The 26062-nt window shown below is 64.0% G+C and carries 27 protein-coding genes; all 27 read left to right on the top strand.

Features of this window, described 5'->3' with window-relative positions; genetic code table 11:
* Positions 1–30 precede the first annotated feature (30 nt).
* Positions 31–414 (top strand): flagellar export chaperone FliS, encoded by a 384-nt coding sequence (gene fliS / locus ACIPW4_RS16575; RefSeq protein WP_400659569.1) that lies wholly within the window; start codon positions 31–33, stop codon positions 412–414.
* An 8-nt stretch (positions 415–422) separates the two neighbouring features.
* Complete coding sequence (locus ACIPW4_RS16570; RefSeq protein WP_400659568.1) at positions 423–719, top strand: flagellar protein FliT; 297 nt, start codon at positions 423–425, stop codon at positions 717–719.
* Positions 720–886: 167 nt separating this feature from the next.
* Positions 887–2362, top strand: a complete 1476-nt coding sequence (gene fleQ / locus ACIPW4_RS16565; protein WP_400659565.1) for a transcriptional regulator FleQ — start codon at positions 887–889, stop codon at positions 2360–2362.
* Positions 2363–2547: 185 nt separating this feature from the next.
* Positions 2548–3765, top strand: coding sequence for a sensor histidine kinase (locus ACIPW4_RS16560; protein ID WP_400659562.1), 1218 nt, complete (start codon positions 2548–2550; stop codon positions 3763–3765).
* Positions 3765–5141: a sigma-54-dependent transcriptional regulator gene (locus ACIPW4_RS16555; RefSeq protein WP_400659559.1), complete on the top strand. Its 1377-nt coding sequence runs from the start codon at positions 3765–3767 to the stop codon at positions 5139–5141. Before ACIPW4_RS16560 ends, ACIPW4_RS16555 begins: the two co-directional genes overlap by 1 nt.
* A gap of 106 nt (positions 5142–5247) precedes the next feature.
* A complete protein-coding gene (fliE, locus tag ACIPW4_RS16550; RefSeq protein WP_085677773.1) occupies positions 5248–5580 on the top strand; it encodes a flagellar hook-basal body complex protein FliE in 333 nt (110 codons plus the stop codon).
* Positions 5581–5595: 15 nt separating this feature from the next.
* Positions 5596–7371, top strand: a complete 1776-nt coding sequence (gene fliF / locus ACIPW4_RS16545; RefSeq protein WP_400659555.1) for a flagellar basal-body MS-ring/collar protein FliF — start codon at positions 5596–5598, stop codon at positions 7369–7371.
* Positions 7364–8383: a flagellar motor switch protein FliG gene (gene fliG, locus ACIPW4_RS16540; protein WP_008097328.1), complete on the top strand. Its 1020-nt coding sequence runs from the start codon at positions 7364–7366 to the stop codon at positions 8381–8383. The genes fliF and fliG overlap by 8 nt, the downstream gene beginning before the upstream one ends.
* Before the next feature lie 174 nt (positions 8384–8557).
* Positions 8558–9319, top strand: coding sequence for a flagellar assembly protein FliH (fliH, locus tag ACIPW4_RS16535; protein ID WP_400659552.1), 762 nt, complete (start codon positions 8558–8560; stop codon positions 9317–9319).
* The gene (gene fliI, locus ACIPW4_RS16530; protein WP_400659550.1) at positions 9309–10667 is read left to right on the top strand and encodes a flagellar protein export ATPase FliI; all 1359 of its coding nucleotides are present in this window, start codon (positions 9309–9311) and stop codon (positions 10665–10667) included. Before fliH ends, fliI begins: the two co-directional genes overlap by 11 nt.
* A gap of 6 nt (positions 10668–10673) precedes the next feature.
* On the top strand, positions 10674–11126 hold the full coding sequence (gene fliJ, locus ACIPW4_RS16525; protein WP_400659548.1) for a flagellar export protein FliJ: 453 nt from the start codon (positions 10674–10676) through the stop codon (positions 11124–11126).
* Between the two features lie 181 nt (positions 11127–11307).
* The gene (locus ACIPW4_RS16520; RefSeq protein WP_400659546.1) at positions 11308–11613 is read left to right on the top strand and encodes an STAS domain-containing protein; all 306 of its coding nucleotides are present in this window, start codon (positions 11308–11310) and stop codon (positions 11611–11613) included.
* An 8-nt stretch (positions 11614–11621) separates the two neighbouring features.
* The gene (locus tag ACIPW4_RS16515) at positions 11622–13313 is read left to right on the top strand and encodes a SpoIIE family protein phosphatase (protein WP_400659544.1); all 1692 of its coding nucleotides are present in this window, start codon (positions 11622–11624) and stop codon (positions 13311–13313) included.
* 60 nt (positions 13314–13373) lie between these two features.
* A complete protein-coding gene (locus ACIPW4_RS16510; RefSeq protein ID WP_400659541.1) occupies positions 13374–13721 on the top strand; it encodes an Hpt domain-containing protein in 348 nt (115 codons plus the stop codon).
* Between the two features lie 71 nt (positions 13722–13792).
* Complete coding sequence (locus ACIPW4_RS16505; RefSeq protein ID WP_400659538.1) at positions 13793–15088, top strand: flagellar hook-length control protein FliK; 1296 nt, start codon at positions 13793–13795, stop codon at positions 15086–15088.
* A gap of 145 nt (positions 15089–15233) precedes the next feature.
* On the top strand, positions 15234–15731 hold the full coding sequence (fliL, locus tag ACIPW4_RS16500; protein ID WP_400659536.1) for a flagellar basal body-associated protein FliL: 498 nt from the start codon (positions 15234–15236) through the stop codon (positions 15729–15731).
* A gap of 9 nt (positions 15732–15740) precedes the next feature.
* The gene (fliM, locus tag ACIPW4_RS16495) at positions 15741–16709 is read left to right on the top strand and encodes a flagellar motor switch protein FliM (protein ID WP_400659534.1); all 969 of its coding nucleotides are present in this window, start codon (positions 15741–15743) and stop codon (positions 16707–16709) included.
* A 47-nt stretch (positions 16710–16756) separates the two neighbouring features.
* A complete protein-coding gene (gene fliN / locus ACIPW4_RS16490) occupies positions 16757–17221 on the top strand; it encodes a flagellar motor switch protein FliN (protein ID WP_400659531.1) in 465 nt (154 codons plus the stop codon).
* 12 nt (positions 17222–17233) lie between these two features.
* Entirely contained in the window at positions 17234–17680 is a 447-nt protein-coding gene (gene fliO, locus ACIPW4_RS16485; protein ID WP_400659685.1) for a flagellar biosynthetic protein FliO, read from the top strand.
* Positions 17680–18435 carry a flagellar type III secretion system pore protein FliP gene (gene fliP / locus ACIPW4_RS16480; protein WP_400659528.1) on the top strand — a complete coding sequence of 252 codons (756 nt, stop codon included), beginning with the start codon at positions 17680–17682 and terminating at the stop codon, positions 18433–18435. The genes fliO and fliP overlap by 1 nt, the downstream gene beginning before the upstream one ends.
* A 21-nt stretch (positions 18436–18456) precedes the next feature.
* On the top strand, positions 18457–18726 hold the full coding sequence (gene fliQ, locus ACIPW4_RS16475; protein ID WP_346613994.1) for a flagellar biosynthesis protein FliQ: 270 nt from the start codon (positions 18457–18459) through the stop codon (positions 18724–18726).
* Positions 18727–18733: 7 nt separating this feature from the next.
* Positions 18734–19510, top strand: coding sequence for a flagellar biosynthetic protein FliR (gene fliR, locus ACIPW4_RS16470; protein ID WP_400659525.1), 777 nt, complete (start codon positions 18734–18736; stop codon positions 19508–19510).
* Between the two features lie 2 nt (positions 19511–19512).
* Positions 19513–20655: a flagellar biosynthesis protein FlhB gene (gene flhB / locus ACIPW4_RS16465; RefSeq protein ID WP_400659524.1), complete on the top strand. Its 1143-nt coding sequence runs from the start codon at positions 19513–19515 to the stop codon at positions 20653–20655.
* 248 nt (positions 20656–20903) lie between these two features.
* A complete protein-coding gene (gene flhA, locus ACIPW4_RS16460; protein WP_400659522.1) occupies positions 20904–23033 on the top strand; it encodes a flagellar biosynthesis protein FlhA in 2130 nt (709 codons plus the stop codon).
* 11 nt (positions 23034–23044) lie between these two features.
* On the top strand, positions 23045–24352 hold the full coding sequence (gene flhF / locus ACIPW4_RS16455) for a flagellar biosynthesis protein FlhF (protein ID WP_400659520.1): 1308 nt from the start codon (positions 23045–23047) through the stop codon (positions 24350–24352).
* Positions 24353–24445: 93 nt separating this feature from the next.
* Positions 24446–25279, top strand: a complete 834-nt coding sequence (gene fleN, locus ACIPW4_RS16450) for a flagellar synthesis regulator FleN (RefSeq protein WP_016393812.1) — start codon at positions 24446–24448, stop codon at positions 25277–25279.
* Positions 25276–26016 (top strand): RNA polymerase sigma factor FliA, encoded by a 741-nt coding sequence (gene fliA / locus ACIPW4_RS16445; protein WP_400659518.1) that lies wholly within the window; start codon positions 25276–25278, stop codon positions 26014–26016. Before fleN ends, fliA begins: the two co-directional genes overlap by 4 nt.
* Positions 26017–26062 lie beyond the last annotated feature (46 nt).

The following is a 26062-nucleotide window of genomic DNA, read 5'->3' as shown; positions in this document are numbered from 1 at the left end:
ATACAGCAACCCCGTAGTGACGAGGTACCCATGAATCCAATGTTAGCCCTTCGGCAGTACCAGAAGATTGGCGCCCAGGCGCAGACCTCCGAGGCGAGCCCGCATCGTCTGGTGCAAATGTTGATGGAAGGCGGCCTGGACCGCATTGCGCAGGCCAGTGGTGCGATGCAGCGCAAGGATATCGCCGCCAAGGGTATCGCCATCGGCAAGGCCATCGGCATCATCGGCGGGCTGCGTGAAGGCCTGGATCGCGACAACATGACCGACGAACTCAATCGCCTCGACAACCTCTACCTGTACATGACGCGCCGGCTGAGCGAGGCCAACATCCAGAACGATCCGGCCATCCTCGACGAGGTCAGAGACCTGCTGATCACGGTCAAGGAAGGCTGGGACGCGATCGGCGCGCAGTAGGAGGGGGTATGAGCAAGGTGATCGAGCGTATCGAGCAGACCCGTGACGAGTTGCTGGCCGCGCTGGCCAGCCGTGACTGGCAGGCGGTCGGTGAGCTGGACCTTGCGTGCCGTGTCTGTGTCGATGATGTGCTGGCCGAAGCGCTCAGCAATGAGGCGGCGGTGCGTACTAGCCTGGAAGAGTTGCTGGTGGTTTATGGGCAGTTGATTGACGTTGCAAGTGGTGAGCGTCAATCAATAGTCGACGAGATGACGCAAATCCGTCAGGCGAAAAACGCTGCCAAGGTATACCATCTGTTCACTTGACCACAGATTCGCAAAAAGCCGTGCGCCATTAATTTGACTGCATAGGTTTTTTTGACTTTACTAGTGGCTGTTTTCGAATTTCAGACGTCCGAACACTGACCATTCAGTCGGAGATGTCGAGCATGCCCTGAGAAGGGCGCCGATATGACTAGGGAAGTTGCTATTGCATGTGGCGTGAAACCAAGATTCTCCTGATCGATGACGACAGCGCCCGCCGCCGCGATCTGGCGGTGGTCCTGAACTTTCTCGGCGAAGAAAACCTCCCATGCTCCAGCCAGGACTGGCAGCAGGCAGTAGGGGGCCTCTCTTCGAGTCGTGAAGTACTCTGCGTGCTCATCGGTACCGTCAATGCCCCGGGCAGCGTTCTTGGGCTCCTTAAGACAGTGGCCGGGTGGGATGAGTTCCTTCCGGTTCTGCTGATCGGTGAAATTTCTTCTGCGGAGTTCCCGGAGGAATTGCGCCGTCGGGTACTGTCCAACCTCGAGATGCCGCCGAGCTACAGCCAGCTGCTCGATTCGCTGCACCGTGCCCAGGTCTACCGCGAGATGTACGACCAGGCCCGCGAGCGCGGTCGTCAGCGCGAGCCCAACCTGTTCCGCAGCCTGGTCGGTACCAGCCGTGCCATCCAGCATGTGCGGCAGATGATGCAGCAGGTGGCCGACACCGACGCCAGCGTGCTGATCCTCGGCGAGTCCGGCACTGGCAAGGAAGTGGTGGCGCGCAACCTGCACTACCATTCCAAGCGCCGCGAAGCGCCGTTCGTGCCGGTCAATTGCGGGGCGATCCCGGCCGAATTGCTCGAGAGCGAGCTGTTCGGCCATGAGAAGGGCGCCTTCACCGGTGCGATCACCAGCCGTGCCGGGCGTTTCGAGCTGGCCAACGGCGGCACCCTGTTCCTCGACGAAATCGGCGACATGCCGCTGCCGATGCAGGTCAAGCTGCTGCGTGTGCTGCAGGAGCGCACCTTCGAGCGCGTGGGCAGCAACAAGACCCAGAGCATCGACGTGCGCATCATCGCCGCGACCCACAAGAACCTCGAAACCATGATCGAGGACGGGACGTTCCGCGAAGACCTGTACTACCGCCTCAATGTGTTCCCGATCGAAATGGCACCACTGCGCGAGCGCGTGGAAGACATCCCGCTGCTGATGAACGAGCTGATCTCGCGCATGGAGCACGAGAAGCGCGGCTCGATCCGCTTCAACTCGGCGGCGATCATGTCGCTCTGCCGGCACGGCTGGCCGGGTAACGTCCGGGAGCTGGCCAACCTGGTCGAGCGCATGGCGATCATGCACCCGTACGGGGTGATCGGGGTGTCGGAGCTGCCGAAGAAATTCCGCTATATCGATGACGAGGACGAGCAGCTGGTCGACAGCCTGCGCAGCGATCTCGAAGAGCGCGTGGCGATCAACGGCCATGCCCCGAACTTCAGCAACCCCGCGATGTTGCCGCCTGAGGGCCTGGACCTGAAGGACTACCTCGGCAGCCTCGAGCAAGGCCTGATCCAGCAGGCGCTGGACGATGCCAACGGTATCGTTGCGCGCGCTGCTGAACGTTTGCGTATTCGCAGGACCACCCTGGTCGAGAAGATGCGCAAGTACGGCATGAGCCGCCAGGGCGGCGAGGACCAGGCGGAAGACTGATTCCGCCTGTGCCGGCCCCTTCGCGGGCTCGCCCGCTCCCACAGGGTATTGTGGTGACCCCGTGGGAGCGGGCGAGCCCGCGAAGAGGCCGGGTCTGCGAAATCAGATTCCATCCCCGGCACGCCTATTGCTACACCGCTGGCACCACACCGTTTTTATGACGGTCAGCCACGCGAGAGAGCACGATGCCCCAGGCCGCCCACTTTTCCCGAGTCCCTGATCCGCAGGGGCGTACCCCGGTCGAACAGGAGAGTCGACAGGGGCTGGAGCAGGCGTTCGCCCTGTTCAATCAGGTTTCCTCTCAACTCAACCAGTCCTACAGCATGCTCGAAGCCCGGGTCAGTGAACTCAAGGGCGAACTGGCGGTGGTCGGCGCGCAGCGCATGGCCGAACTGAACGAAAAGGAGCGCCTGGCCAATCGCCTGCAGAACCTGCTTGACCTGCTGCCGGGCGGAGTGATCGTGATCGACGACCAGGGCCTGGTGCGCGAGGCCAACCCAGCCGCCTGCGACTTGCTCGGCGAGCCTGTGGTCGGCCAGCTGTGGCGGCAAGTGATCGCACGCAGCTTCGCCCCGCGCAAGGACGATGGCCATGAGGTCTCGCTGCGTGACGGTCGCCGGCTGTCCATCGCCACGCGCTCGCTGGATGCCGAGCCTGGTCAGCTGGTGTTGCTCAACGACTTGACTGAAACGCGCCGCCTGCAGGACCAGTTGGCCCGGCACGAGCGCCTGTCTTCGCTGGGGCGCATGGTCGCTTCGCTGGCGCATCAGATCCGCACGCCGCTGTCGGCGGCCATGCTGTATGCCAGCCACCTGGCCGATGGCGAGCGCGAACTCGCGCCAGAAACCCGCCAGCGCTTCGCCGGCAGCCTGAAGGAGCGCCTGCACGAGCTGGAGCACCAGGTGCGCGACATGCTCGTGTTTGCCCGCGGCGAACTGCCTTTGGGTGATCGGGTGACCCCCAAGGCCCTGTTCCAGGCCCTGCAGCAGGCTGCTCAGCCCCATGTGCAGGGGCACGCCGTGCGCTGGCAGTGCGACAGCCATCTGGGCGAGTTGCTGTGCAATCGCGACACCCTGGTCGGCGCCTTGCTCAACCTGATCGAGAATGCCATTCAGGCCAGTGACAGCCCTGCGCGGCTCAAGGTGCACCTGCTGCGTCGTGAGCGTACCTTGCTCCTGAACATCAGCGATGCCGGCAGTGGCATCGATGGCGAACTGCTGGGGCGCCTGGGTGAACCGTTCCTCACCACCAAAGCCACCGGCACCGGGCTGGGGCTGGCAGTGGTCAAGGCCGTGGTGCGTGCGCACCAGGGCACGTTGCAGCTGCGCTCGAAGGTCGGGCGTGGCACCTGTGTGAAAGTTGAGCTGCCGTTGATCGACGGGCAGGCAACGGAGGTCGTGTGATGGCAATCAAGGTGCTGCTGGTCGAGGATGACCGCGTATTGCGCCAGGCGCTGAGCGATACCCTGGAGATCGGTGGCTTCGCCTACGATGCCGTCGGCAGTGCCGAGGAAGCGCTGCAGGCAGTGGAGGGTGAGGTGTACAGCCTGGTGGTCAGCGACGTGAACATGCCGGGCATGGACGGGCACCAGTTGCTGGCGCAGTTGCGTCGTCATCACCCGCAATTGCCCGTGTTGCTGATGACCGCCCATGCGGCCGTTGAGCGCGCCGTGGAGGCCATGCGCCAAGGGGCCGCGGACTACCTGGTCAAGCCGTTCGAGCCCAACGCCCTGCTGAGCCTGGTCGAGCGCCATGCCGCCGGGCGCCTGACGGCGGCCGAGGCGCAGGGGCCGGTGGCCTGTGAGGCCGCCAGCCGGCAGCTGCTGGAACTGGCTGCGCGCGTGGCTCGCAGCGATTCGACTGTGCTCATTTCCGGCGAGTCGGGTACGGGCAAGGAAGTGCTGGCGCGCTATATCCACCAGCAGTCGCCGCGGGCGGCGCAACCGTTCGTGGCAATCAACTGCGCGGCAATTCCGGACAACATGCTCGAGGCCACGCTGTTCGGCCACGAGAAGGGCGCCTTCACCGGCGCCATCGCCGCCCAGGCCGGCAAGTTCGAACAGGCCGAGGGCGGCACCTTGCTGCTCGACGAGATCTCCGAGATGCCCCTGGGGTTGCAGGCCAAGCTGCTGCGCGTGCTACAGGAGCGTGAGGTGGAACGGGTCGGTGGGCGCAAACCGATCGCGCTGGACATCCGTGTGCTGGCCACCAGCAACCGCGATATGGCTGGCGAAGTGGCGGCGGGCCGTTTCCGTGAAGACCTGTACTACCGCCTTTCGGTATTCCCGCTGGCCTGGCAACCGCTGCGCGAGCGCAGTGGCGATATCCTGCCGCTGGCCGAGCGCTTGCTGGCGCGCCACGTGGCGAAGATGAAGCACGCGCCGGTGCGGCTGTCTGCCGAGGCGCGCGCCTGCCTGCAGGCACACGCCTGGCCAGGCAATGTGCGCGAGCTGGACAACGCCCTGCAGCGGGCGTTGATCCTGCAGCAGGGCGGGGTGATCGAGGCGGCGGATTTTTGTCTGGCGGGCGCCATTCCCTTGTCGGCTGGCGCGGTTGCCACGCTGTCGCCACTGCCAGTCGAGGTGATGGTCGACGCGGGGGGCTTGGGCGACGATATGCGTCGCCACGAATTCCAGATGATTATCGACACCCTGCGCGCCGAGCGCGGGCGGCGCAAGGAAGCGGCCGAAAAGCTGGGCATCAGCCCGCGTACCCTGCGCTACAAGCTGGCGCAGATGCGTGACGCCGGGCTCGACGTGGAAGCCAGCCTGTTCGGCTGAAGCATTCATTTATATGTATGCATTGCGGGCTGGCACACGTGTTGCTAGTTCAGGGCTATCCGCCGCATGAGTGTCAAAAAAATGCGGCCGCCGGAGAGAGAAGGTCATGAGCCAAGGTGTTGAATTCAATCGTCTGATGTTGGACATGCGGGCCATGCAGGCCGATGCCATGTCGTTGCCAAAAGCCACTGCCGCCCCTGAGCTGGCGCCTGGCCAAAGCACCTTTGCCGACATGCTCGGCCAAGCCATCGGCAAGGTCAGCGAGACCCAGCAGGCGTCGACCCAGTTGGCCAATGCCTTCGAGATCGGCAAGAGCGGCGTTGACCTGACCGACGTGATGATCGCCTCGCAAAAAGCCAGCGTGTCCATGCAGGCGTTGACCCAGGTACGCAACAAGCTGGTTCAGGCGTACCAGGACATCATGCAGATGCCGGTTTGAGGACGGACGTAACCCATGGCTGATGCAGTCGTCGAAAACGCCCCCGCCAAGAGCGGTGCGCCAGGTGCCAAGCCGGCGCGGTTCAACATGGCGTTTCTGGAAAACATCTCGCAGATGCCCATGCTGCGTCAGGTCGGCCTGTTGGTCGGGTTGGCGGCGAGCGTGGCAATCGGCTTTGCCGTGGTGCTGTGGTCGCAGCAGCCGGATTACCGGCCGCTGTACGGCAGCCTGGCGGGCATGGACACCAAGCAGGTCATGGACACCCTGGCCTCTGCAGACATCCCTTATCATGTCGAGCCCAATTCCGGTGCTCTGCTGGTCAAGGCCGACGATCTCTCCCGTGCGCGCCTGAAGCTGGCGGCTGCCGGCGTGGCGCCGAGCGATGGCAATGTCGGCTTCGAGTTGCTCGATAAAGAGCAAGGGCTTGGCACCAGCCAGTTCATGGAAGCCACCCGCTATCGCCGCAGCCTGGAAGGTGAGCTGGCGCGTACCGTTTCCAGCCTGAATAACGTCAAGGCCGCCCGCGTGCACCTGGCGATCCCGAAAAGCTCGGTCTTCGTGCGCGACGAGCGCAAGCCAAGCGCCTCGGTGCTGGTTGAACTGTACCCAGGCCGTTCGCTCGAGGCGGGCCAGGTCATGGCCATCGTCAACCTGGTCGCCACCAGCGTGCCCGAGCTGGACAAGTCGCAAGTCACCGTGGTCGACCAGCGTGGCAACCTGCTTTCCGAGCAGTTGCAGGACACTGCGCTGACCATGGCCGGCAAACAGTACGACTACAGCCGCCGCATGGAAGGCATGCTCACCCAGCGCGTGCACAATATCCTGCAGCCGGTGCTGGGCAATGATCGCTACAAGGCCGAGGTGTCCGCCGACCTGGACTTCAGTGCGGTCGAGTCGACGTCCGAGCAGTTCAACCCGGACCAGCCGGCGCTGCGCAGCGAGCAGGCGGTCAACGAGCAGCGTGCCAGCAGCCAGGGCCCGCAAGGCGTGCCGGGCGCACTGAGCAACCAGCCACCAGGCCCGGCCTCGGCGCCGCAAACCACTGGTGGTGCTGCCGCCCCGGCCGGCGCCATCCAGCCAGGCCAGCCGCTGGTGGATGCCAACGGCCAGCAGATCATGGACCCGGCCACCGGCCAGCCGATGCTCGCCCCGTACCCGTCGGACAAGCGTGAGCAGACCACCAAGAACTTCGAGCTGGACCGTTCGATCAGCCACACCCGCCAGCAGCAGGGGCGCCTGACCCGCCTCTCGGTGGCGGTGGTGGTCGATGACCAGGTCAAGGTCGATGCCAATGGCGAATCCACCCGTGCGCCATGGGGCGCCGAAGACCTGGCGCGCTTCACCCGCCTGGTGCAGGACGCGGTGGGCTTCGATGCCAGCCGCGGCGACAGCGTGACGGTGATGAACGTGCCGTTCGCCGCTGACCGTGGCGAGGAGATTGCCGACATCGCCTTCTACCAGCAGCCGTGGTTCTGGGACATCGTCAAGCAGGTGCTGGGCGTGCTGTTCATCCTGGTGCTGGTGTTCGGCGTGCTGCGTCCGGTGCTCAACAACATTACAGGTGGCGGCAAGCAGGCTGCTGCGGACAGCGACATGGAACTGGGCGGGATGATCGGTCTGGATGGCGAACTGGCCAACGACCGTGTCAGCCTCGGTGGCCCGTCAAGCATTCTGTTGCCGAGCCCGAGCGAGGGTTACGAAGCACAGCTGAACGCAATCAAGGGCCTGGTGGCCGAGGACCCGGGCCGCGTGGCCCAGGTCGTGAAAGAGTGGATCAACGCCGATGAGTGACAATCGAGCCATTACCGCCAAGCTGAGCCGTGTCGACAAGGCAGCGATCCTGCTGCTGTCGCTCGGTGAGACCGATGCTGCGCAAGTGCTGCGACACATGGGCCCGAAAGAAGTGCAGCGGGTCGGTGTGGCCATGGCGCAGATGGGCAATGTGCACCGTGAGCAGGTCGAGCAGGTGATGAGCGAGTTCGTCGAGATCGTCGGCGACCAGACCAGCCTGGGCGTGGGTTCCGACGGTTACATCCGCAAGATGCTCAACCAGGCTCTGGGCGAGGACAAGGCCAACGGCCTGATCGACCGCATCCTGCTGGGCGGCAACACCAGCGGCCTGGACAGCCTCAAGTGGATGGAGCCGCGTGCCGTGGCCGATGTGATCCGCTACGAGCACCCACAGATCCAGGCCATCGTGGTCGCCTACCTCGACCCCGATCAGGCCGGTGAAGTGCTGAGCAACTTCGACCACAAGGTGCGCCTGGACATCATCCTGCGCGTCTCCTCGCTGAACACCGTACAGCCGGCGGCGCTGAAGGAACTGAACCAGATTCTCGAGAAGCAGTTCTCGGGCAACTCCAATGCCGCGCGCACCACTCTGGGTGGTATCAAGCGTGCCGCCGACATCATGAACTTCCTCGATAGCTCCGTGGAAGGTGCACTGATGGACTCGATCCGCGAAGTCGACAACGACCTGTCGGAGCAGATCGAAGACCTGATGTTCGTCTTCAACAACCTGGCCGACGTGGACGATCGCGGTATCCAGGCGCTGCTGCGCGAAGTGTCGTCCGACGTCCTGGTGGTATCGCTCAAGGGCGCGGACGAGCGAGTCAAGGACAAGATTTTCAAGAACATGTCCAAGCGTGCCTCGGAACTGCTGCGCGACGACCTCGAGGCCAAGGGCCCGGTGCGCGTCAGCGACGTGGAAACGGCGCAGAAGGAAATCCTCACCATCGCCCGCCGCATGGCCGAGGCCGGCGAGATCGTGCTTGGCGGCAAGGGTGCCGAGGAAATGATCTGATCCATAAGTCGACACAAGCCCCTGTAGGAGCGGCCTTGTGTCGCGAAAGGGCTGCAAGGCAGCCCCAGGATTTCAGTGTTGTCGCCTATATTGCTGGGGCTGCGTTGCAGCCCTTTCGCGACACAAGGCCGCTCCTACAAGGATCGTGTCGCTCGCAGATGAGTAGCTGAAGACATGCCCACCAAAGAATCCCACCCCAGCGACCTGATCCGCGCCCGCGACCTCGAGGGTGTCGACGTCTGGGCGCTGCCCAGCTTCGACCCGGCGCCTGAGCCGGAACCCGAGCCTGAGCCGGAGGTCGTCGAAGAAGTCGAGGAAGTGCCGCTGGAAGAAGTCCAGCCGCTGACCCTCGAAGAGCTCGAAGCGATCCGCCAGGAGGCCTACAACGAAGGCTTCGCCACTGGCGAGCGTGAAGGATTCCACAGTACCCAGTTGAAAGTGCGTCAGGAGGCCGAGGAAGCCCTTGCCGCCAAGCTGGGCAGCCTGGAACAGCTGATTGGGCACCTGCTGCACCCGATTGCCGAGCAGGACACGCAGATCGAACGCAGCATGGTGCATCTGGTTGCCCATATGGCGCGCCAGGTCATCGGCCGCGAACTGCGCAGCGACTCCAGCCAGATCACCCACGTGTTGCGTGAGGCGCTGAAGTTGCTGCCGATGGGTGCCGACAACATCCGCATCCACCTCAATCCGCAGGATTTCGAGCTGGCCAAGGCCTTGCGCGAACGCCATGAAGAGCACTGGAAGCTGCTCGAAGACGAAGCCCTGCTGCCGGGTGGCTGCCGGATCGAGACCCTGCACAGCCGCATCGACGCGACCATGGAAACCCGCATCGAAAAAGCCGTTGCGCAATTGTTCGACCAGCTGCACGACCAGGCCCTGCATCCGGCAGTGGCGGACATGTCGGTCGAACTGGACGCCAGCGATGCGCCTTGATCGCACCAGCTTCGGTAAGCGCCTGGGTGGCTACGCCGAGGCAATCACGCTGCCGGTGCAGCCGGTGGTAGAAGGCCGCCTGCTGCGCATGGTCGGCCTCACCCTCGAAGCTGAAGGGCTGCGCGCCGCTGTGGGTGGGCGCTGCCTGGTGATCAACGACGACAGCTACCACCCGGTGCAGGTCGAGGCCGAGGTGATGGGCTTTGCCGGCAACAAGGTGTTCCTGATGCCGGTGGGCAGCATCGCCGGCATCGCACCGGGGGCACGCGTGGTGCCGCTGGACGACAGCGGCCGCCTGCCCATGGGCATGAGCATGCTTGGTCGGGTGCTCGATGGCGCCGGGCGCGCCCTCGATGGCATGGGTGGCATGCGCGCCGAAGACTGGGTGCCGATGGACGGCCCGATCATCAATCCGCTCAACCGTGACCCGATCAGCAAGCCGCTGGACGTGGGCATTCGCAGCATCAATGGCCTGCTCACCGTCGGCCGTGGCCAGCGCCTGGGCCTGTTCGCCGGCACCGGCGTAGGTAAGTCGGTGTTGCTGGGCATGATGACCCGTTTCACCGAGGCGGACATCATCGTGGTCGGCCTGATCGGCGAGCGGGGCCGCGAAGTCAAGGAATTCATCGAGCACATCCTCGGCGAAGAGGGCCTCAAGCGCTCGGTGGTGGTGGCATCGCCTGCGGACGATGCGCCGCTGATGCGTCTGCGCGCGGCCATGTACTGCACGCGCATTGCCGAGTACTTTCGCGACAAGGGCAAGAACGTTCTGCTGCTGATGGACTCGCTGACCCGTTTCGCCCAGGCCCAGCGCGAAATCGCCCTGGCCATCGGCGAGCCGCCGGCCACCCGCGGCTACCCGCCGTCGGTGTTCGCCAAGCTGCCCAAGCTGGTGGAGCGCGCCGGTAATGGTGAACCCGGTGGAGGCTCGATCACTGCCTTCTACACCGTATTGTCCGAGGGTGACGACCAGCAGGACCCGATCGCCGACGCGGCGCGGGGCGTGCTTGACGGCCACTTCGTGCTGTCCCGGCGCCTGGCCGAGGAAGGCCACTACCCGGCCATCGACATCGAAGCCTCGATCAGCCGGGTCATGCCGCAGGTCGTGGATGCCGACCACCTGCGCCAGGCGCAGAAGTTCAAGCAGCTGTGGTCACGCCTGTCGCAGAGCCGCGACCTGATCAGCGTCGGTGCCTATGTGGCCGGTGGCGATCCGGAGACCGACCTGGCGATTGCCTTGCAGCCCCGGCTGGTGGACTTCCTGCGCCAGGGGCTGGACGAAAATGTCGGCATGGGCCAGAGCCGCAGCGAGCTGGCGGCGATCTTCACGCCACCGGCGAAGGGCTGATAGACCATGAGTTTGCCTAGCCGCGCAGCACGCCTGGCACCGGTGGTCGACATGGCCGAAGAGGCCGAGCGCAAGGCTGCCCAGCGCGTGGGGCACTTCCAGCAACAGGTGGTTCAGGCCCAGGCCAAGCTGGCGGAGCTGGAATCGTTCCGCGAAGGTTATCAGGCGCAATGGATCAACCGCGGCGGGCAGGGGGTCAATGGCAGCTGGCTGCTCAATTACCAGCGTTTCCTGGCTCAGCTGGAAACGGCTATGACCCAGCAGCGGCAGAGCCTGGCCTGGCATGACAACAACCTGAAAAATGCCCGTGGCGCCTGGCAGCAGGCCTATGCCCGGGTAGAGGGGCTGCGCAAGCTGGTGCAGCGCTACCTGGACGAAGCGCGGCGGGCCGAAGACAAGCGCGAGCAGCGGTTGCTGGACGAATTGTCCCAGCGCTTGCCGCGCCAAGGCCATCTATAGCCTGCACCGGCCTCTTCGCGGGTAAACCCGCACAGATATCGTGCTGCCCTCGGGCCTTGTGATATCCCTGTGGGAGCGGGTTTACCCGCGAAAAGGCCGGTGCAGGCTTACCTTGCCAGTCCAGCCACAGGCTGCTAAACCTTGAACAGTTGAATTCGCCATCATCGAAGGAATCGCTAGCATGGCAGTCGAGACAGATTTTTCGCAGGAAGGGAAAAAGCTCACGATCAAGGTCAGGGGGCGCTTCGATTTCGGCAAGCATCAGGAATTTCGTGATGCCTACGAACGCCAGCCTGAAAAGCCCGACTCGGTAGTGGTCGACCTGAAGGACGCCACCTATCTGGACAGCTCCGCACTGGGCATGCTGCTGTTGCTGCGCGACCATGCCGGCGGCGACGACTCGGACGTACGTGTGGTGCATGCCAGCTCCGACGTGCGCAAGATCCTGGCCATTTCCAATTTCGAAAAACTGTTCGATATCAGTTGAGTGCCCAGATGCCGGCCGAACAGGCGTTGACCGTGCTGGTGGCCGAAGACGGGGCGGTCGACCGCATGCTGCTGGCGCAGATCGTCCGTCGCCAGGGCCACCAGGTTTTCACCGCGGAAAATGGCGAGCAAGCCGTTGCCTTGTTTGCCGAAAAGCGCCCGCAACTGGTGTTGCTCGACGCCTTGATGCCGGTAATGGATGGTTTCGAGGCGGCACGGCAGATCAAGGCGCTGGCCGGCGAGGCGCTGGTTCCGATCATCTTCCTGACCTCGCTGAACGAGGAGGATGCCCTGGTGCGCTGCCTGGAGGCCGGGGGCGACGACTTCATGGCCAAACCCTACAGTGCGGTGATCCTCGGGGCCAAGATTCGCGCCATGGACCGCTTGCGCCGCTTGCAGGCGACCGTACTGGAGCAGCGTGACCAGATCACTCGCCACCACCACCATCTGCTCAACGAGCAACGGGTGGCCAAGGCGGTGTTCGACAAGGTCGCCCACTCCGGATGCATCACGGCGCCGAACATTCGTTATATGCAATCGCCCTACGCCCTGTTCAATGGCGACCTGCTATTGGCTGCGTTCACCCCGGCGGGTGACATGCACGTGCTGCTCGGCGACTTCACCGGCCATGGCTTGCCGGCTGCAGTCGGTGCGATGCCGCTGGCAGAAGTGTTCTACGGCATGACCGCCAAGGGCTACGGCCTGGCACAGATGCTGCGCGAGATGAATGCCAAGCTCAAGCGCATCCTGCCGGTGGACATGTTCTGTTGCGCGCTGCTGCTCAAGATGAGCGTGCAGCGCGGTGTGGTGGAAGTGTGGAATGGCGGTATGCCGGATGGCTACCGGCTTTCGGCCGATGGCGCGATGCTTGGCCGCCTGAGCTCACGGCACTTGCCTTTGGGTATCCTGGCACCGGAGCGCTTCGACGACAGCACCGAAGTGCTGCCGCTGGCGGCGGGTGAGCGGCTGTTGCTGCTGTCCGATGGCGTGGTGGATACCGCAGACGAGCACGAGCGCCTGTTCGGTGTCGAGCGCTTGCGCGAGGTGCTGGCGGCCAATTGCGACCCGGCGCAGCTGTTCGATGAGGTGATGCTGGCCTTGAAGCGTTTCGGCGGTCGCCCCCGGGATGACATCAGCCTGTGTGACATTCGCATGTTCAGCGGCGAAGACCGGGTACCAGCGCCGACCTTGTATTCCGACAGCGGGCGCTCCAGCCCGCTGGACTGGTCGCTGGGGTTCGAAATGCGTGGCGAAAGCCTCAAGCGCTTCAACCCGGTCCCTTACCTGGTGCAGTTGTTGCAGGAAATCCACGGGCTGCGCCCGCATACCGGCGCGTTGCACAGTGTGCTCAGTGAGCTGTATTCCAATGCCCTGGAGCATGGTGTGCTGGGCCTGGATTCACAGCTCAAGCGTGATGTGCGGGGTTTTGCCGACTACTATCAGGAGCGGGCCCGGCGCCTGCTTTCGTTGGCCGAAGGTTTCGTGCGCATCGACCTTACGGTGGAACCGTTGGCGGCGGGTGGGCGTCTTACCATTGAGGTCCGCGACAGTGGCGCGGGGTTCGATGTGGGCAGCGTGCTGTCGCGACCCTCCCAGGAGCACGATCTGAGCGGGCGCGGATTGAACCTGGTGCAACGGCTTGGCAGCCGTGCGCAGTGGTGCGAGGGCGGCCGTTGTGCCCGCGTACAGTTCGATTGGTGACGCGTCTGGAGGGCCGCTGCGCGGCTCAGGCATAATCCGGCTTGATCAAGGAGTGAACAAGTGACAGAGATGCATATTGACCACAAGTTGCTCAGCGACTTGCAGGAGGTCATGGAAGATGGCTACCTGCAGCTGCTGGATACCTTTCTTGAAGACTCCGAGCGGCGTTTGAGCCAGTTGCACGAGGCCAAGAGCGCCGATGAGCTAGGCATGGCCGCGCACAGCTTCAAGGGCAGCACCAGCAACATGGGTGCTGTTGCGCTCGCACGGTTGTGCCAACAGCTCGAAGAGCGGGTGAAGGTGCGACCGCTTTATGGAATCGAAGACCTGATCCACCGCATCGATCAGGAATACCTGGAAGTGCAGTGCTTCTATCGGGGTGAGCGTGAGCGCGTTTCAGCGAGCTGATGACAAGTTGGCGCGACTTTTGCCTCTCTGTGGCCAGATGATATTCCAGTTTCTGGAGCGGAGACCGTTCAATGCCTGTCGCACCCAACCCTTTGTTGCAAGCCAACACCCTGAGCAAACCGGCGAACGCGGGCGCCTCGCGGGTGGACAAGCCGCTGCAGGCGGCGGGCGAGCAGGGCGGCGGCTTCGATCAGGTCATGGCCAGGCAAGGGCGTGACAAGGCTAGCGCGCGCCATGACAAGGTCGCCCAGCACGAACCGAAGGACAAACCCGACGTTGCCCAGGGCGGCAAGAAGCAGGCCGCCGATAAACCGGCGGTTGCCGATGACGGCAACAAATTGCCAGCTGACGATGCGCCGCCGTCCGCCGCCGATGCGGCAGCTGGCAGCGACTCGGGCTCGCTCGATGCCAACCTGGTCGCGGGCCAGGTAACCGATGCGCAGCCCGGCGCACAGTTGTTGCAGGCCCAGGCCGAAGCGGTGGCGCCCGTTTTGCAGGCCGCCATCCAGCAGCCCTCTGCGGCCGAGGTAACCGAACCCTTGCCGGCAGACCCTGAGGCCGAAGCCTTCGACCCGGACGCCGACCCCTTGGCCAACCTGCCGACCCTGCGCCTGGCCCTGGAGCACAGCGCGCAGGCCAAGGGCACGACATCGGCGCATGCCGGCGACGCATCCAAGGCTCAGCCCGATGACGGGCAGGCGCCCGTCAATCCGTTGGCGAGCCTGATCGACAAGGTCGAAGGCGAGGCAGCGAAGTCTGGCACGGGTGACAAGGCCTTCGGTGCCTTGCTCGAAGACGGGCTCAAGGACACCAAGAGCGCCAGCAGCGATACCCGTGTCGACGATTTTGCCAACCGCCTGGCCAGCCTGACCCAGGCGGTGACCGCCAAGACCGCCAATGCGCTGCCCAGCCCATTGCATCAGCCCTTGCAGATGAACCAGGGGGCGTGGGCCGAAGGCCTGGTCAACCGGGTCATGTACCTGTCCAGCCAGAACCTCAAGTCGGCGGATATCCAGCTGGAGCCGGCTGAGCTCGGTCGCCTCGATATTCGCGTCAATGTGGCGACTGACCAGTCCACCCAGATCACCTTCGTCAGCGGCCATGCCGGCGTGCGCGATGCGCTGGACAGCCAGGTGCATCGCTTGCGCGAGCTGTTTGCCCAGCAGGGTCTGGCGCAGCCGGACGTCAATGTCGCCGACCAGTCGCGTCAGCAACAGCAGCAGGCGCAACAGGAGGGGGCGCAGATGTCCGGGGTGGCCGCGCGCCGGGGGCAGGGTGGGGGCGAGCAGGGTGAGTCGGGCGAAGTTTCCCGGGCAGTCGAGCAGCAGGTGGTCATTGGCGACAGTGCTGTCGATTACTACGCCTGACCTTCAGTCGCCTGCACCGGCCTCTTCGCGGGCAAGCCCGCGAAGAGGCCGGGACAGGAAGTACACATCCTGACAAATCTGGCATAACACTTGCTCAAGCCACGTCATCCTCCTTTGAAACCCTGATGGACGACGGATTATTGGCATGGCGAAGAGCGACGCAGTGAAAGACCCCGCCGCAAAAGGCAAACTCAAGCTGATCCTGCTGCTGGTGCTGGCGCTGCTGCTGGCGGTCGGCCTGTCGGTGGGTGCCACCTGGTTCATCATGCACAAGAGTGAACCGGCCCCCGCCCCTGAAGCGGCGGCTACCAACGTCAAGGCCCCCGCAATCTACGTGCCGCTGACCCCCGCCTTCGTGGTCAACTTCAACCAGAACGGTCGCCAGCGCTACATGCAGCTGAGCATCACCCTGCAGGGCCGCAACCAGGCTGATCTGGACGCACTCTCGGTGCACATGCCGGTGATCCGCAACAACCTGGTGATGATGTTCTCCGGGCAGGGCTTCGACACGCTGTCGGCCAGTTCGGTGGGCCAGGAGATGTTGCGTCAGAAAGCCACCGCTGTGGTGCAGGAAGTGGCGCAGAAGGAAGTCGGCAAGCCGGTGGTCGACCAGCTGCTGTTCACCAATTTCGTATTGCAGTAGGAGTCCGCAATGGCCGTACAGGACCTGCTGTCCCAGGATGAGATCGATGCCCTGTTGCATGGCGTCGACGATGGGCTGGTACAGACCGAGAGCGTTGCCGAGCCTGGCAGCATCAAAAGCTACGACCTGACCAGCCAGGATCGGATCGTGCGGGGTCGCATGCCGACCCTGGAAATGATCAACGAACGTTTCGCCCGCTACACCCGCATCAGCATGTTCAACCTGCTGCGCCGTTCGGCCGACGTGGCGGTGGGCGGTGTGCAGGTGATGAAGTTCGGCGAGTACGTGCACTCGCTGTACGTGCCGACCAGCCTCAACCTGGTCAAGATCAAGCCGCTGCGCGGCACCGCGCTGTTCATTCTCGATGCCAAGCTGGTGTTCAAGCTGGTGGACAACTTCTTTGGCGGCGACGGCCGTCACGCCAAGATCGAGGGCCGCGAATTCACCCCCACCGAGCTGCGGGTGGTGCGCATGGTGCTGGACCAGTGCTTCGTCGACCTCAAGGAAGCCTGGCAGGCGATCATGCCGGTCAACTTCGAGTACATGAATTCCGAGGTCAACCCGGCCATGGCCAACATCGTCGGCCCGAGCGAGGCGGTGGTGGTGTCGACCTTCCATATCGAACTGGACGGCGGTGGCGGCGACCTGCATGTGACCATGCCGTATTCGATGATCGAGCCTGTGCGCGAAATGCTCGATGCGGGCTTTCAGTCCGACCTCGACGATCAGGACGAACGCTGGGTCAAGGCCCTGCGCGAGGACGTGCTGGACGTCTCCGTGCCGCTGACGGCCACGGTTGCCCGTCGCCAGCTGAAGCTGCGCGACATCCTGCACATGCAGGCCGGCGATGTGATCCCGGTAGAGCTGCCCGAGCACCTGGTATTGCGCGCCAATGGCGTGCCGTCGTTCAAGGCGCGCCTGGGCTCGCACAAGGGCAACCTGGCCCTGCAGATCATCGACCCGATCGGACGCCGCTGACTGCGTGCCGGTCGCTCTTAACGAATTGAATGCCTGTCGAGGACATCATGGCTAACGAAAACGAGATCACTTCCGCAGAAGACCAGGCCCTGGCCGACGAGTGGGCTGCAGCCCTGGAAGAAACCGGGGATGCCGGCCAGTCCGACATCGATGCGCTGCTCGCCGGTGACAGCGGCAAACCCGGCGCCGGTCGCCTGCCGATGGAGGAGTTCGCCAGCTCCCCGCGGCCGAACGACAACGTCAGCCTCGAAGGGCCGAACCTGGATGTGATCCTGGACATCCCGGTGAACATTTCCATGGAAGTGGGCAGCACCGAAATCAACATCCGCAACCTGCTGCAGCTCAACCAGGGCTCGGTGATCGAACTCGACCGCCTGGCCGGTGAGCCGCTCGACGTGCTGGTCAACGGCACCCTGATCGCCCATGGCGAAGTGGTTGTGGTCAACGAGAAGTTCGGCATCCGCCTGACCGACGTGATCAGCCCCAGCGAACGCATCAAGAAGCTGCGCTGAGTGAAGGGTACGATGCGGGCCGTGATGGCCCTGGCCACGCTGCTGGCCAGCGAAGTGGCCATCGCCGCCGCCACGCCTGCGGCCAGCCCGGCTGCAGCGCCGGCCGCTGCGCCAGGCAGCCTCGGCGGGCAATTGGCGCAGATGGTGTTCGGCCTGTTGCTGGTGGTCGGGCTGATCTTCTTCCTGGCTTGGGTACTGCGCCGCATGCAAGGCGCCACGCCCAGGGGCGGGCAGGTGATCGAGATCGTCGGCAGCCGTGCCATCGGCCCGCGGGACCGGTTGTTGCTGGTGCAGATCGGCAAGGAACAGATCCTCATCGGCCACACCCCCGGCAGCATCGAGGCTTTGCATGTAATGGCCGAGCCCGTCGAGGTGCCCGCCAGTGCCCGCCAGGCGACCCCGGAATTCGCCCAGCGCCTGATGGAGCTGATGGGCAAGGATCATAAGGACAAGAAGTGATGAGCAGTGCGCTGCGCATTGTGGTGACCCTGGCGCTGCTGCTGGCCGCGCCGCTGGCTTTGGCCGCCGACCCGCTGTCGATCCCGGCCATTACCCTGTCCAACACCGCGGACGGGCAGCAGGAGTACTCGGTCAGCCTGCAGATCCTGCTGATCATGACGGCGCTGAGCTTCATTCCGGCGTTCGTCATCCTGATGACCAGCTTCACCCGCATCATCATCGTGTTCTCGATCCTGCGTCAGGCCCTGGGCCTGCAGCAGACGCCGTCGAACCAGGTGCTGACCGGCATGGCGCTGTTCCTGACCCTGTTCATCATGGCGCCGGTGTTCGACCGGGTGAACCAGGATGCCCTGCAGCCGTATCTGGCCGAGAAGATGACAGCGCAGCAGGCCATCGACAAGGCCCAGGGGCCGCTCAAGGACTTCATGCTGGCGCAGACCCGGCAGAGCGACCTGGACCTGTTCATGCGCCTGTCCAAGCGCACCGACATCGCCGGCCCCGATCAGGTGCCGCTGACCATCCTGGTGCCGGCGTTCGTCACCTCGGAGCTGAAAACCGCATTCCAGATCGGCTTCATGATCTTCATTCCGTTCCTGATCATCGACATGGTGGTGGCCAGTGTGCTGATGGCCATGGGCATGATGATGTTGTCGCCGCTGATCATCTCGTTGCCGTTCAAGATCATGCTCTTTGTGCTGGTCGATGGCTGGGCGCTGATCATGGGTACCTTGGCCGGCAGTTTCGGCGGCGTCTGACGCCGCCAGGGAGAGCCCCGCATGACACCTGAAGTAGCTGTCGACCTGTTCCGTGACGCGCTGTGGCTGACTACGCTGATGGTCGCCGTGCTGGTGGTGCCGAGCCTGTTGGTCGGCCTGGTGGTGGCGATGTTCCAGGCCGCCACGCAGATCAACGAACAGACCTTGAGCTTCCTGCCGCGCCTGCTGGTGATGCTGGTCACGCTGATCGTCGCCGGGCCTTGGCTGACGCAGAAGTTCATGGAGTACATCACCGGCCTGTACACCAGCATCCCGCAGCTGATCGGTTGAGCCTGCCATGCTGGAGCTGACCGACGCGCAGATCGGCACCTGGGTCGCCACCTTCATCCTGCCGCTGTTCCGGGTGACTGCGGTGCTGATGACCATGCCCATCTTCGGCACGCGCATGCTGCCGGCGCGCATCCGCCTGTACGTGGCGCTGGCCATCACCGTGGTGATCGTGCCGGCGCTGCCGCCACTGCCGGAGTTCGACCCGCTGAGCCTGCGCGGCATGCTGCTGTGCGGCGAGCAGGTCATCGTCGGCGCGCTGTTCGGTTTCTCCTTGCAGCTGCTGTTCCAGGCCTTCGTCATCGCCGGGCAGATCATCGCCGTGCAGATGGGCATGGCGTTCGCCTCGATGGTCGACCCGGCCAACGGGGTCAACGTGGCGGTGGTCAGCCAGTTCATGACCATGCTGGTGAGTGTGTTGTTCCTGCTGATGAACGGCCACCTGGTGGTGTTCGAAGTCATGACCGAGAGCTTTACCACCTTGCCGGTGGGCAATGCCCTGGTGGTCGGTCAGTTCTGGGAAATGGCCGGCCGCCTGGGCTGGGTGTTCGGTGCCGGCCTGCTGCTGATCCTGCCGGCCATCACCGCGCTGCTGGTGGTGAACATCGCCTTCGGCGTGATGACCCGGGCGGCGCCACAGCTGAACATCTTTTCCATCGGTTTCCCGCTGACCCTGGTGCTGGGCATGGGCATCTTCTGGATCGGGCTGGCCGATGTGCTGTCCCACTACCAGACGCTGGCCAGTGAAGCGCTGCAATGGCTGCGTGAACTGGCAAGGGCGCGCTGAGCATGGCAGAGAGCGAAAGCGGTCAGGACAAGACGGAAGACCCCACCGACAAACGCAAGCGCGACGCGCGCGAAAAAGGTGAAATCGCCCGTTCCAAGGAGCTCAACACCGTCGCCTCGACCCTGGCCGGTGCCGGTGCGCTGCTGGCGTTCGGCGGCAACCTGGCGGAAACCTTGATGGCGCTGATGCAGATGAACTTCTCCCTGACCCGCGAGGTGCTGACCGACGAGCGCTCGATGGGCATGTTCCTGCTGGCATCGGGCAAGATGGCGATCTGGGCGGTGCAGCCGGTTCTGATGCTGCTGTTCGTCATCGCCTTCGTGTCGCCCATCGCCCTCGGCGGGTTCATTTTTTCGGGCAGCCTGCTGCAGCCTAAATTCAGTCGTATGAACCCCTTGTCGGGCATCAAGCGGATGTTTTCCCTGAACTCGCTCACCGAGCTGCTCAAGGCGATGGCCAAGTTCGTGGTGATCCTGATCGTGGCGCTGGTAGTACTGGCCAATGACCGCCAGGCGCTGCTGGCGATTGCCAACGAACCGTTGGAGCAGGCCATCATCCACAGCGTGCAGGTGGTGGGTTGGAGTGCCCTGTGGATGGCTGCCGGGCTGCTGCTGATCGCCGCGGCCGACGTGCCGTTCCAGCTATGGCAGACCCACAAGAAGTTGAAGATGACCAAGCAGGAGATCAAGGACGAGTACAAGGACAGCGAAGGCAAGCCTGAGGTCAAGCAGCGCATCCGCCAGCTGCAGCGTGAGGTGTCGCAGCGGCGCATGATGGCCGCCGTGCCTGAGGCGGACGTGATCATCACCAACCCGACGCACTATGCCGTGGCCTTGCAGTACGACCCGGAGAAGGGCGGAGTGGCGCCGTTGCTGGTGGCCAAGGGCACCGACTTCATCGCCTTGAAGATTCGCGAGATCGGCGTGGAGCACAAAATCCAGATCCTCGAATCGCCGGCCTTGGCGCGGGCGATCTACTACTCCACCGAAGTGGAAGGGGAGATCCCGGCAGGGCTGTACCTGGCGGTGGCGCAGGTGTTGGCCTATGTGTTCCAGATTCGCCAGTATCGCGCTGGCAAGGGCAAGCGGCCGGAGCCGCTTAAAGAAGACCTGCCGATTCCACCGGACCTGCGCCGTGACGAATGATTCCAGCCTGACACGGTCTGTGTGGGAGCGGCCTTGCGTCGCGAAAGGACTGCGAAGCAGTCCCGGCAATTTATGCGACAGCGCCGAAATCCTGGGGGCGCTGCGCACCCCTTTCGCGACACAAGGCCGCTCCCACAAGGTCCGCGCAGAAAGTTAGATCCCTCCTCCAGGCAAAGTTGGAAGGCTTCTTGCAAAGCCACGCCCAAGCGCCCCTTGGGCGTCAAAGTTTTGCATCAAGAGGACTCGCGGTGGATCGCACTCAGTTAATCAGCAACGCCCGCAACAACCTGGCCGGGCTCGGCCGGGGCAACCTGGGCGTGCCGTTGCTGCTGCTGGTGATGTTGGCAATGATGATGTTGCCGATACCGCCGTTCCTGCTCGACGTGTTCTTCACCTTCAACATCGCCCTGTCGATCGTGGTGCTGCTGGTCTGCGTTTACGCCCTGCGCCCGCTGGACTTCGCTGCGTTCCCGACCATCCTGCTGGTGGCGACCTTGCTGCGCCTGGCGCTGAACGTGGCCTCCACGCGGGTGGTCATGCTCCACGGCCAGGAGGGCCATGGCGCTGCCGGTAAAGTGATCCAGGCCTTCGGCGAGGTGGTGATCGGCGGCAACTACGTCGTCGGTGCGGTGGTGTTCGCCATCCTCATGATCATCAACTTCGTGGTGGTGACCAAAGGTGCCGGGCGCATTTCCGAAGTGAGCGCGCGCTTCACCCTCGACGCCATGCCCGGCAAGCAAATGGCCATCGACGCCGACCTCAACGCTGGCCTGATCGACCAGGCCCAGGCCAAGGCACGCCGCGCCGAGGTGGCCCAGGAGGCCGAGTTCTATGGTTCGATGGACGGTGCCAGCAAGTTCGTCCGCGGTGACGCCATCGCCGGCCTGCTGATCCTCTTCATCAACCTCATCGGCGGCATGCTGATCGGCATGCTGCAACACAATATGTCGTTTGCCGATGCGGGCAAGGTCTACGCACTGCTGACCATCGGTGACGGTTTGGTGGCGCAATTGCCATCACTGCTGCTGTCCACCGCCGCCGCGATCATGGTCACCCGTGCCTCGGGCTCCGAGGACATGGGCAAGCTGATCAACCGACAGATGTTCGACTCGCCCAAGGCGCTGGGTGTGTCTGCGGCGCTGATGATCGTCATGGGCCTGGTGCCGGGCATGCCGCACTTTGCCTTCATCAGCCTCGGCCTGCTGGCCGGGGGCGGCGCGTACCTGGTGTGGAAGAAGCAGCAGAAGGCCAAGGTCGATGCGCAGAAGGAGGTGCAGCGCCAGCAGGACCTGCTGCCGTCGCCGCAGCGCGCGATGGAGACCAAGGAGCTGGGCTGGGACGACGTCACGCCGATCGACATGATCGGCCTGGAGGTCGGCTACCGGCTCATTCCGCTGGTCGATCGCAACCAGGGTGGCCAGTTGCTGGCGCGGATCAAGGGGGTGCGCAAGAAGCTGTCCCAGGACCTGGGCTTCCTCATGCCGACCGTGCATATCCGCGACAACCTTGACCTGCAGCCCAGCGCCTATCGCCTGACGCTGATGGGGGTGATCCTCGCCGAGGCCGATATCTACCCGGACCGCGAGCTTGCGATCAACCCGGGCCAGGTGTTCGGCATCCTCAACGGTATCGCTGCGCGCGACCCGGCATTCGGCCTGGAGGCGGTGTGGATCGACGTCGCCCAGCGCGCTCAGGCGCAGTCGCTGGGGTATACGGTGGTCGACGCCAGTACCGTGGTTGCCACCCATCTCAACCAGATACTGCAGAAGCACTGCCATGAGCTGATCGGCCATGAAGAGGTTCAGCAGCTGTTGCAGGTATTGTCCAAGGCATCGCCTAAACTTGCAGAAGAGCTGGTGCCTGGTGTCATTTCCTTGTCGGGGCTGCTCAAGGTCCTGCAGGCATTGTTGTCCGAGCAAGTGCCGGTGCGTGACATCCGCAGTATCGCCGAGGCCATCGCCAACAACGCCAGCAAGAGTCAAGATACCGCCGCGCTGGTGGCGGCGGTGCGAGTCGGATTGTGTCGCGCCATCGTGCAAAGCATTGTCGGCGTTGAGCCGGAGCTGCCTGTGATCACCCTTGAGCCAAGGTTGGAACAGATCTTGCTCAATAGTTTGCAAAGGGCCGGGCAAGGTCAGGAAGACGGTGTTCTTCTTGAGCCGAGCATGGCCGAAAAGCTGCAGCGTTCGCTGATCGACGCCTGCCAGCGCCAGGAAATGCAAGGCCAGCCGGCCATTCTCCTGGTCGCTGGCCCGATCCGTGCCATGTTGTCGCGCTTCGGCCGCCTGGCTGTACCGAATTTGCATGTTCTGGCGTATCAGGAAATACCGGATAACAAGCAAGTCACCATCGTTGCCACAGTGGGCCCCAACGGCTGAGGTAGTGGGTTATGCAAGTCAAGCGTTTTTTCGCCGCCGATATGCGTCAGGCCATGAAGCTGGTCCGTGATGAGCTGGGCTCCGATGCCGCCATCATCGGCAACCGCCGCATCGCCGGTGGCGTCGAACTGACCGCCGCGCTGGACTACAAGCTGTCCGCGCTGGCCCCGCGCGTGCCCAATGCCGAGCTGGAAGAAGAGCTGCGCAAGACCCAGTCGCGCATCGCCACTGCCCAGGCCGAGCTGGACAACCGCGCCGAGGCCAGCGAGGGCAACCGCCAATTGTTCGCCGGCCAGTCGCTGACCGCTGCCGAGCCATTGATCGAGCCGCATGTCGATGTGCCGGCCGCACCGGCTGCGCCTGCTGCAGCGCCGGTCGACCCGCGCCTGTTCGATGCCATGCGCTCGGAGCTGTCGGGCCTGCGCGAGCTGCTCGAAGTGCAGCTCGGCTCGCTGGCCTGGAACCAGCTGCAAGGCAGCAAGCCGGCCCAGGCCAACCTTTGGCGCCGCCTGCAGCGTATTGGCCTGTCCGGCCCGATTGCCCGGCAACTGCTTGACCTCACCAGTGAAATCGAAGAGCCGCGCCAGGCCTGGCGCATGTTGCTGGCGCACCTGGCGCGGATGATCGAAGTGCCGCAGGTCGAACCGATCGAAGAGGGCGGTGTGATCGCCGTGGTCGGCCCGGCCGGCATGGGCAAGACCACCACCCTGGCAAAGCTCGCGGCGCGCTATGTGCTCAAGTACGGCCCGCAGAACCTGGCCCTGGTGAGCATGGACAGCTTCCGCATCGGTGCCCAGGAGCAGCTCAAGACTTTGGGCCGCATCCTCAACGTGCCGGTGACCTACGTCGACCCGGGCCAATCACTGGCGGCGGCGCTGGAACCGCTGCTGCGCAAGCGCGTGGTGCTGATCGACACTGCCGGCCTGCAGGCCAGCGACCCGGCTCTGCGCATGCAGCTGGAAACCCTGGCCGGGCGTGGCATCGCCGCGAAGAACTACCTGGTGCTGGCCACCACCAGCCAGAAGCAGGTGCTGACCGCTGCCTACCACAGCTACAAACGCTGCGGCCTGGCCGGTTGCATCCTGACCAAACTCGATGAAACGGCGAGCCTCGGCGATGTGCTGAGCCTGGCCATCAGTCATGAACTGCCCGTGGCCTACCTCACCGACGGCCCGCGCATTCCTGACGACCTGCACCTGCCGCGCCCGCACCAACTGGTGACCCGCGCGGTCAACGTGCAGTTGCAGGACGAGCCCAGCGAAGAGGCAATGGCCGACATGTTCGCTGATCTCTACCACAACCCGCGGCGCGCGGGTTGAGGATGAAGCGTATGCAAAGTACCTACATTCCGGGGCTGGCAGTAATGCTCCGCGTGTGGCTTGGGTCCAAGCGAGACAAGGTAAACAACGAACATGGGTAGCATGCATCCCGTACAGGTGATCGCCGTCACCGGTGGCAAAGGTGGCGTCGGCAAGACTAACGTTTCAGTGAACCTGTCCCTGGCGCTGGCCGAACTCGGCCGCCGGGTGATGCTGCTGGACGCCGACCTGGGCCTGGCCAATGTCGACGTCCTGCTGGGCCTCACCCCGAAACGCACCCTGGCCGATGTCATCGAGGGCCGCTGCGAGCTGCGCGACGTGCTGTTGCAGGGGCCTGGTGGTGTGCGCATCGTCCCGGCCGCCTCCGGTACCCAGAGCATGGTGCACCTGGCTCCGGCCCAGCATGCCGGCCTGATCCAGGCCTTCAGCGAGATCGGCGACAACCTCGACGTGCTGGTGATCGACACCGCTGCCGGTATTGGTGACTCGGTGGTCAGCTTCGTTCGCGCTGCCCAGGAAGTGCTGCTGGTGGTGTGCGACGAGCCGACCTCGATCACCGACGCCTACGCGCTGATCAAGCTGCTCAACCGCGACTACGGCATGAACCGTTTCCGCGTGCTGGCCAACATGGCGCAGAGCCCGCAGGAAGGGCGCAACCTGTTCGCCAAGCTGACCAAGGTCACCGACCGCTTCCTCGACGTCGCCTTGCAGTACGTTGGCGCCGTGCCGTACGACGAGTGCGTGCGCAAGGCGGTGCAGAAGCAGCGCGCCGTGTACGAAGCCTTCCCGCGCTCCAAGTGCGCCCTGGCCTTCAAGGCCATCGCGCAGAAAGTCGACAGCTGGCCGCTGCCCGCCAACCCGCGCGGGCACCTTGAGTTCTTCGTCGAGCGCCTGGTGCAACCCACCAGCGCAGGGCCCGTGTTATGAACGCGAGCGGTTTCAAGATGTACAGCAAGGCGTCGAAGGACGCCCAGTACGAGCTGGTGGAACGCTATGCGCCGCTGGTCAAGCGCATCGCCTATCACCTGTTGGCACGCCTGCCCGCCAACGTTCAGGTCGAGGACCTGATCCAGGCCGGCATGATCGGGCTGCTGGAAGTGGCCAACAAGTACGACGCCAGCAAGGGCGCCAGCTTTGAAACCTACGCCGGTATCCGCATCCGCGGGGCCATGCTCGATGAGGTCCGCAAGGGCGATTGGGCACCGCGTTCGGTGCACCGCAATACGCGCATGGTCAGCGATGCGATGCGCGCCGTTGAAGCAAGAACTGGCCGCGACGCTAAAGATCATGAAGTTGCTGCCGAACTCCAGTTGAGTCTCGATGATTACTACGGGATCTTGAACGATACCCTGGGTAGCCGCCTGTTCAGTTTCGACGACCTGTTGCAGGACGGCGAGCACGAAGGGCTGCACGAGGACGGTGCCAGTGGCCAGGTCGAGCCGTCGCGCGATCTGGAAGACGAGCGCTTCCAGGCTGCGCTGACCGATGCGATCGCCAACCTGCCGGAGCGTGAGCGGCTGGTGTTGGCGCTGTACTACGACGAAGAGCTGAACCTCAAGGAAATCGGTGAGGTGCTGGGAGTCAGCGAATCGCGTGTCAGCCAGTTGCACAGCCAGTGTGCCGCGCGCCTGCGCAGCCGCCTGGGGGAATGGCGGGCGCGTTGAGCCCGGGGTCGTTGCAGTCGTTTTCCACGTTCGTTTTCCATGTTGT

It is taken from the genome of Pseudomonas sp. NPDC089996, from assembly GCF_044748405.1.
Lineage (GTDB): Bacteria > Pseudomonadota > Gammaproteobacteria > Pseudomonadales > Pseudomonadaceae > Aquipseudomonas.
The sequence above is the reverse complement of the archived record's forward strand: the minus strand, read 5'-3'. Positions and strand labels throughout refer to the sequence as shown.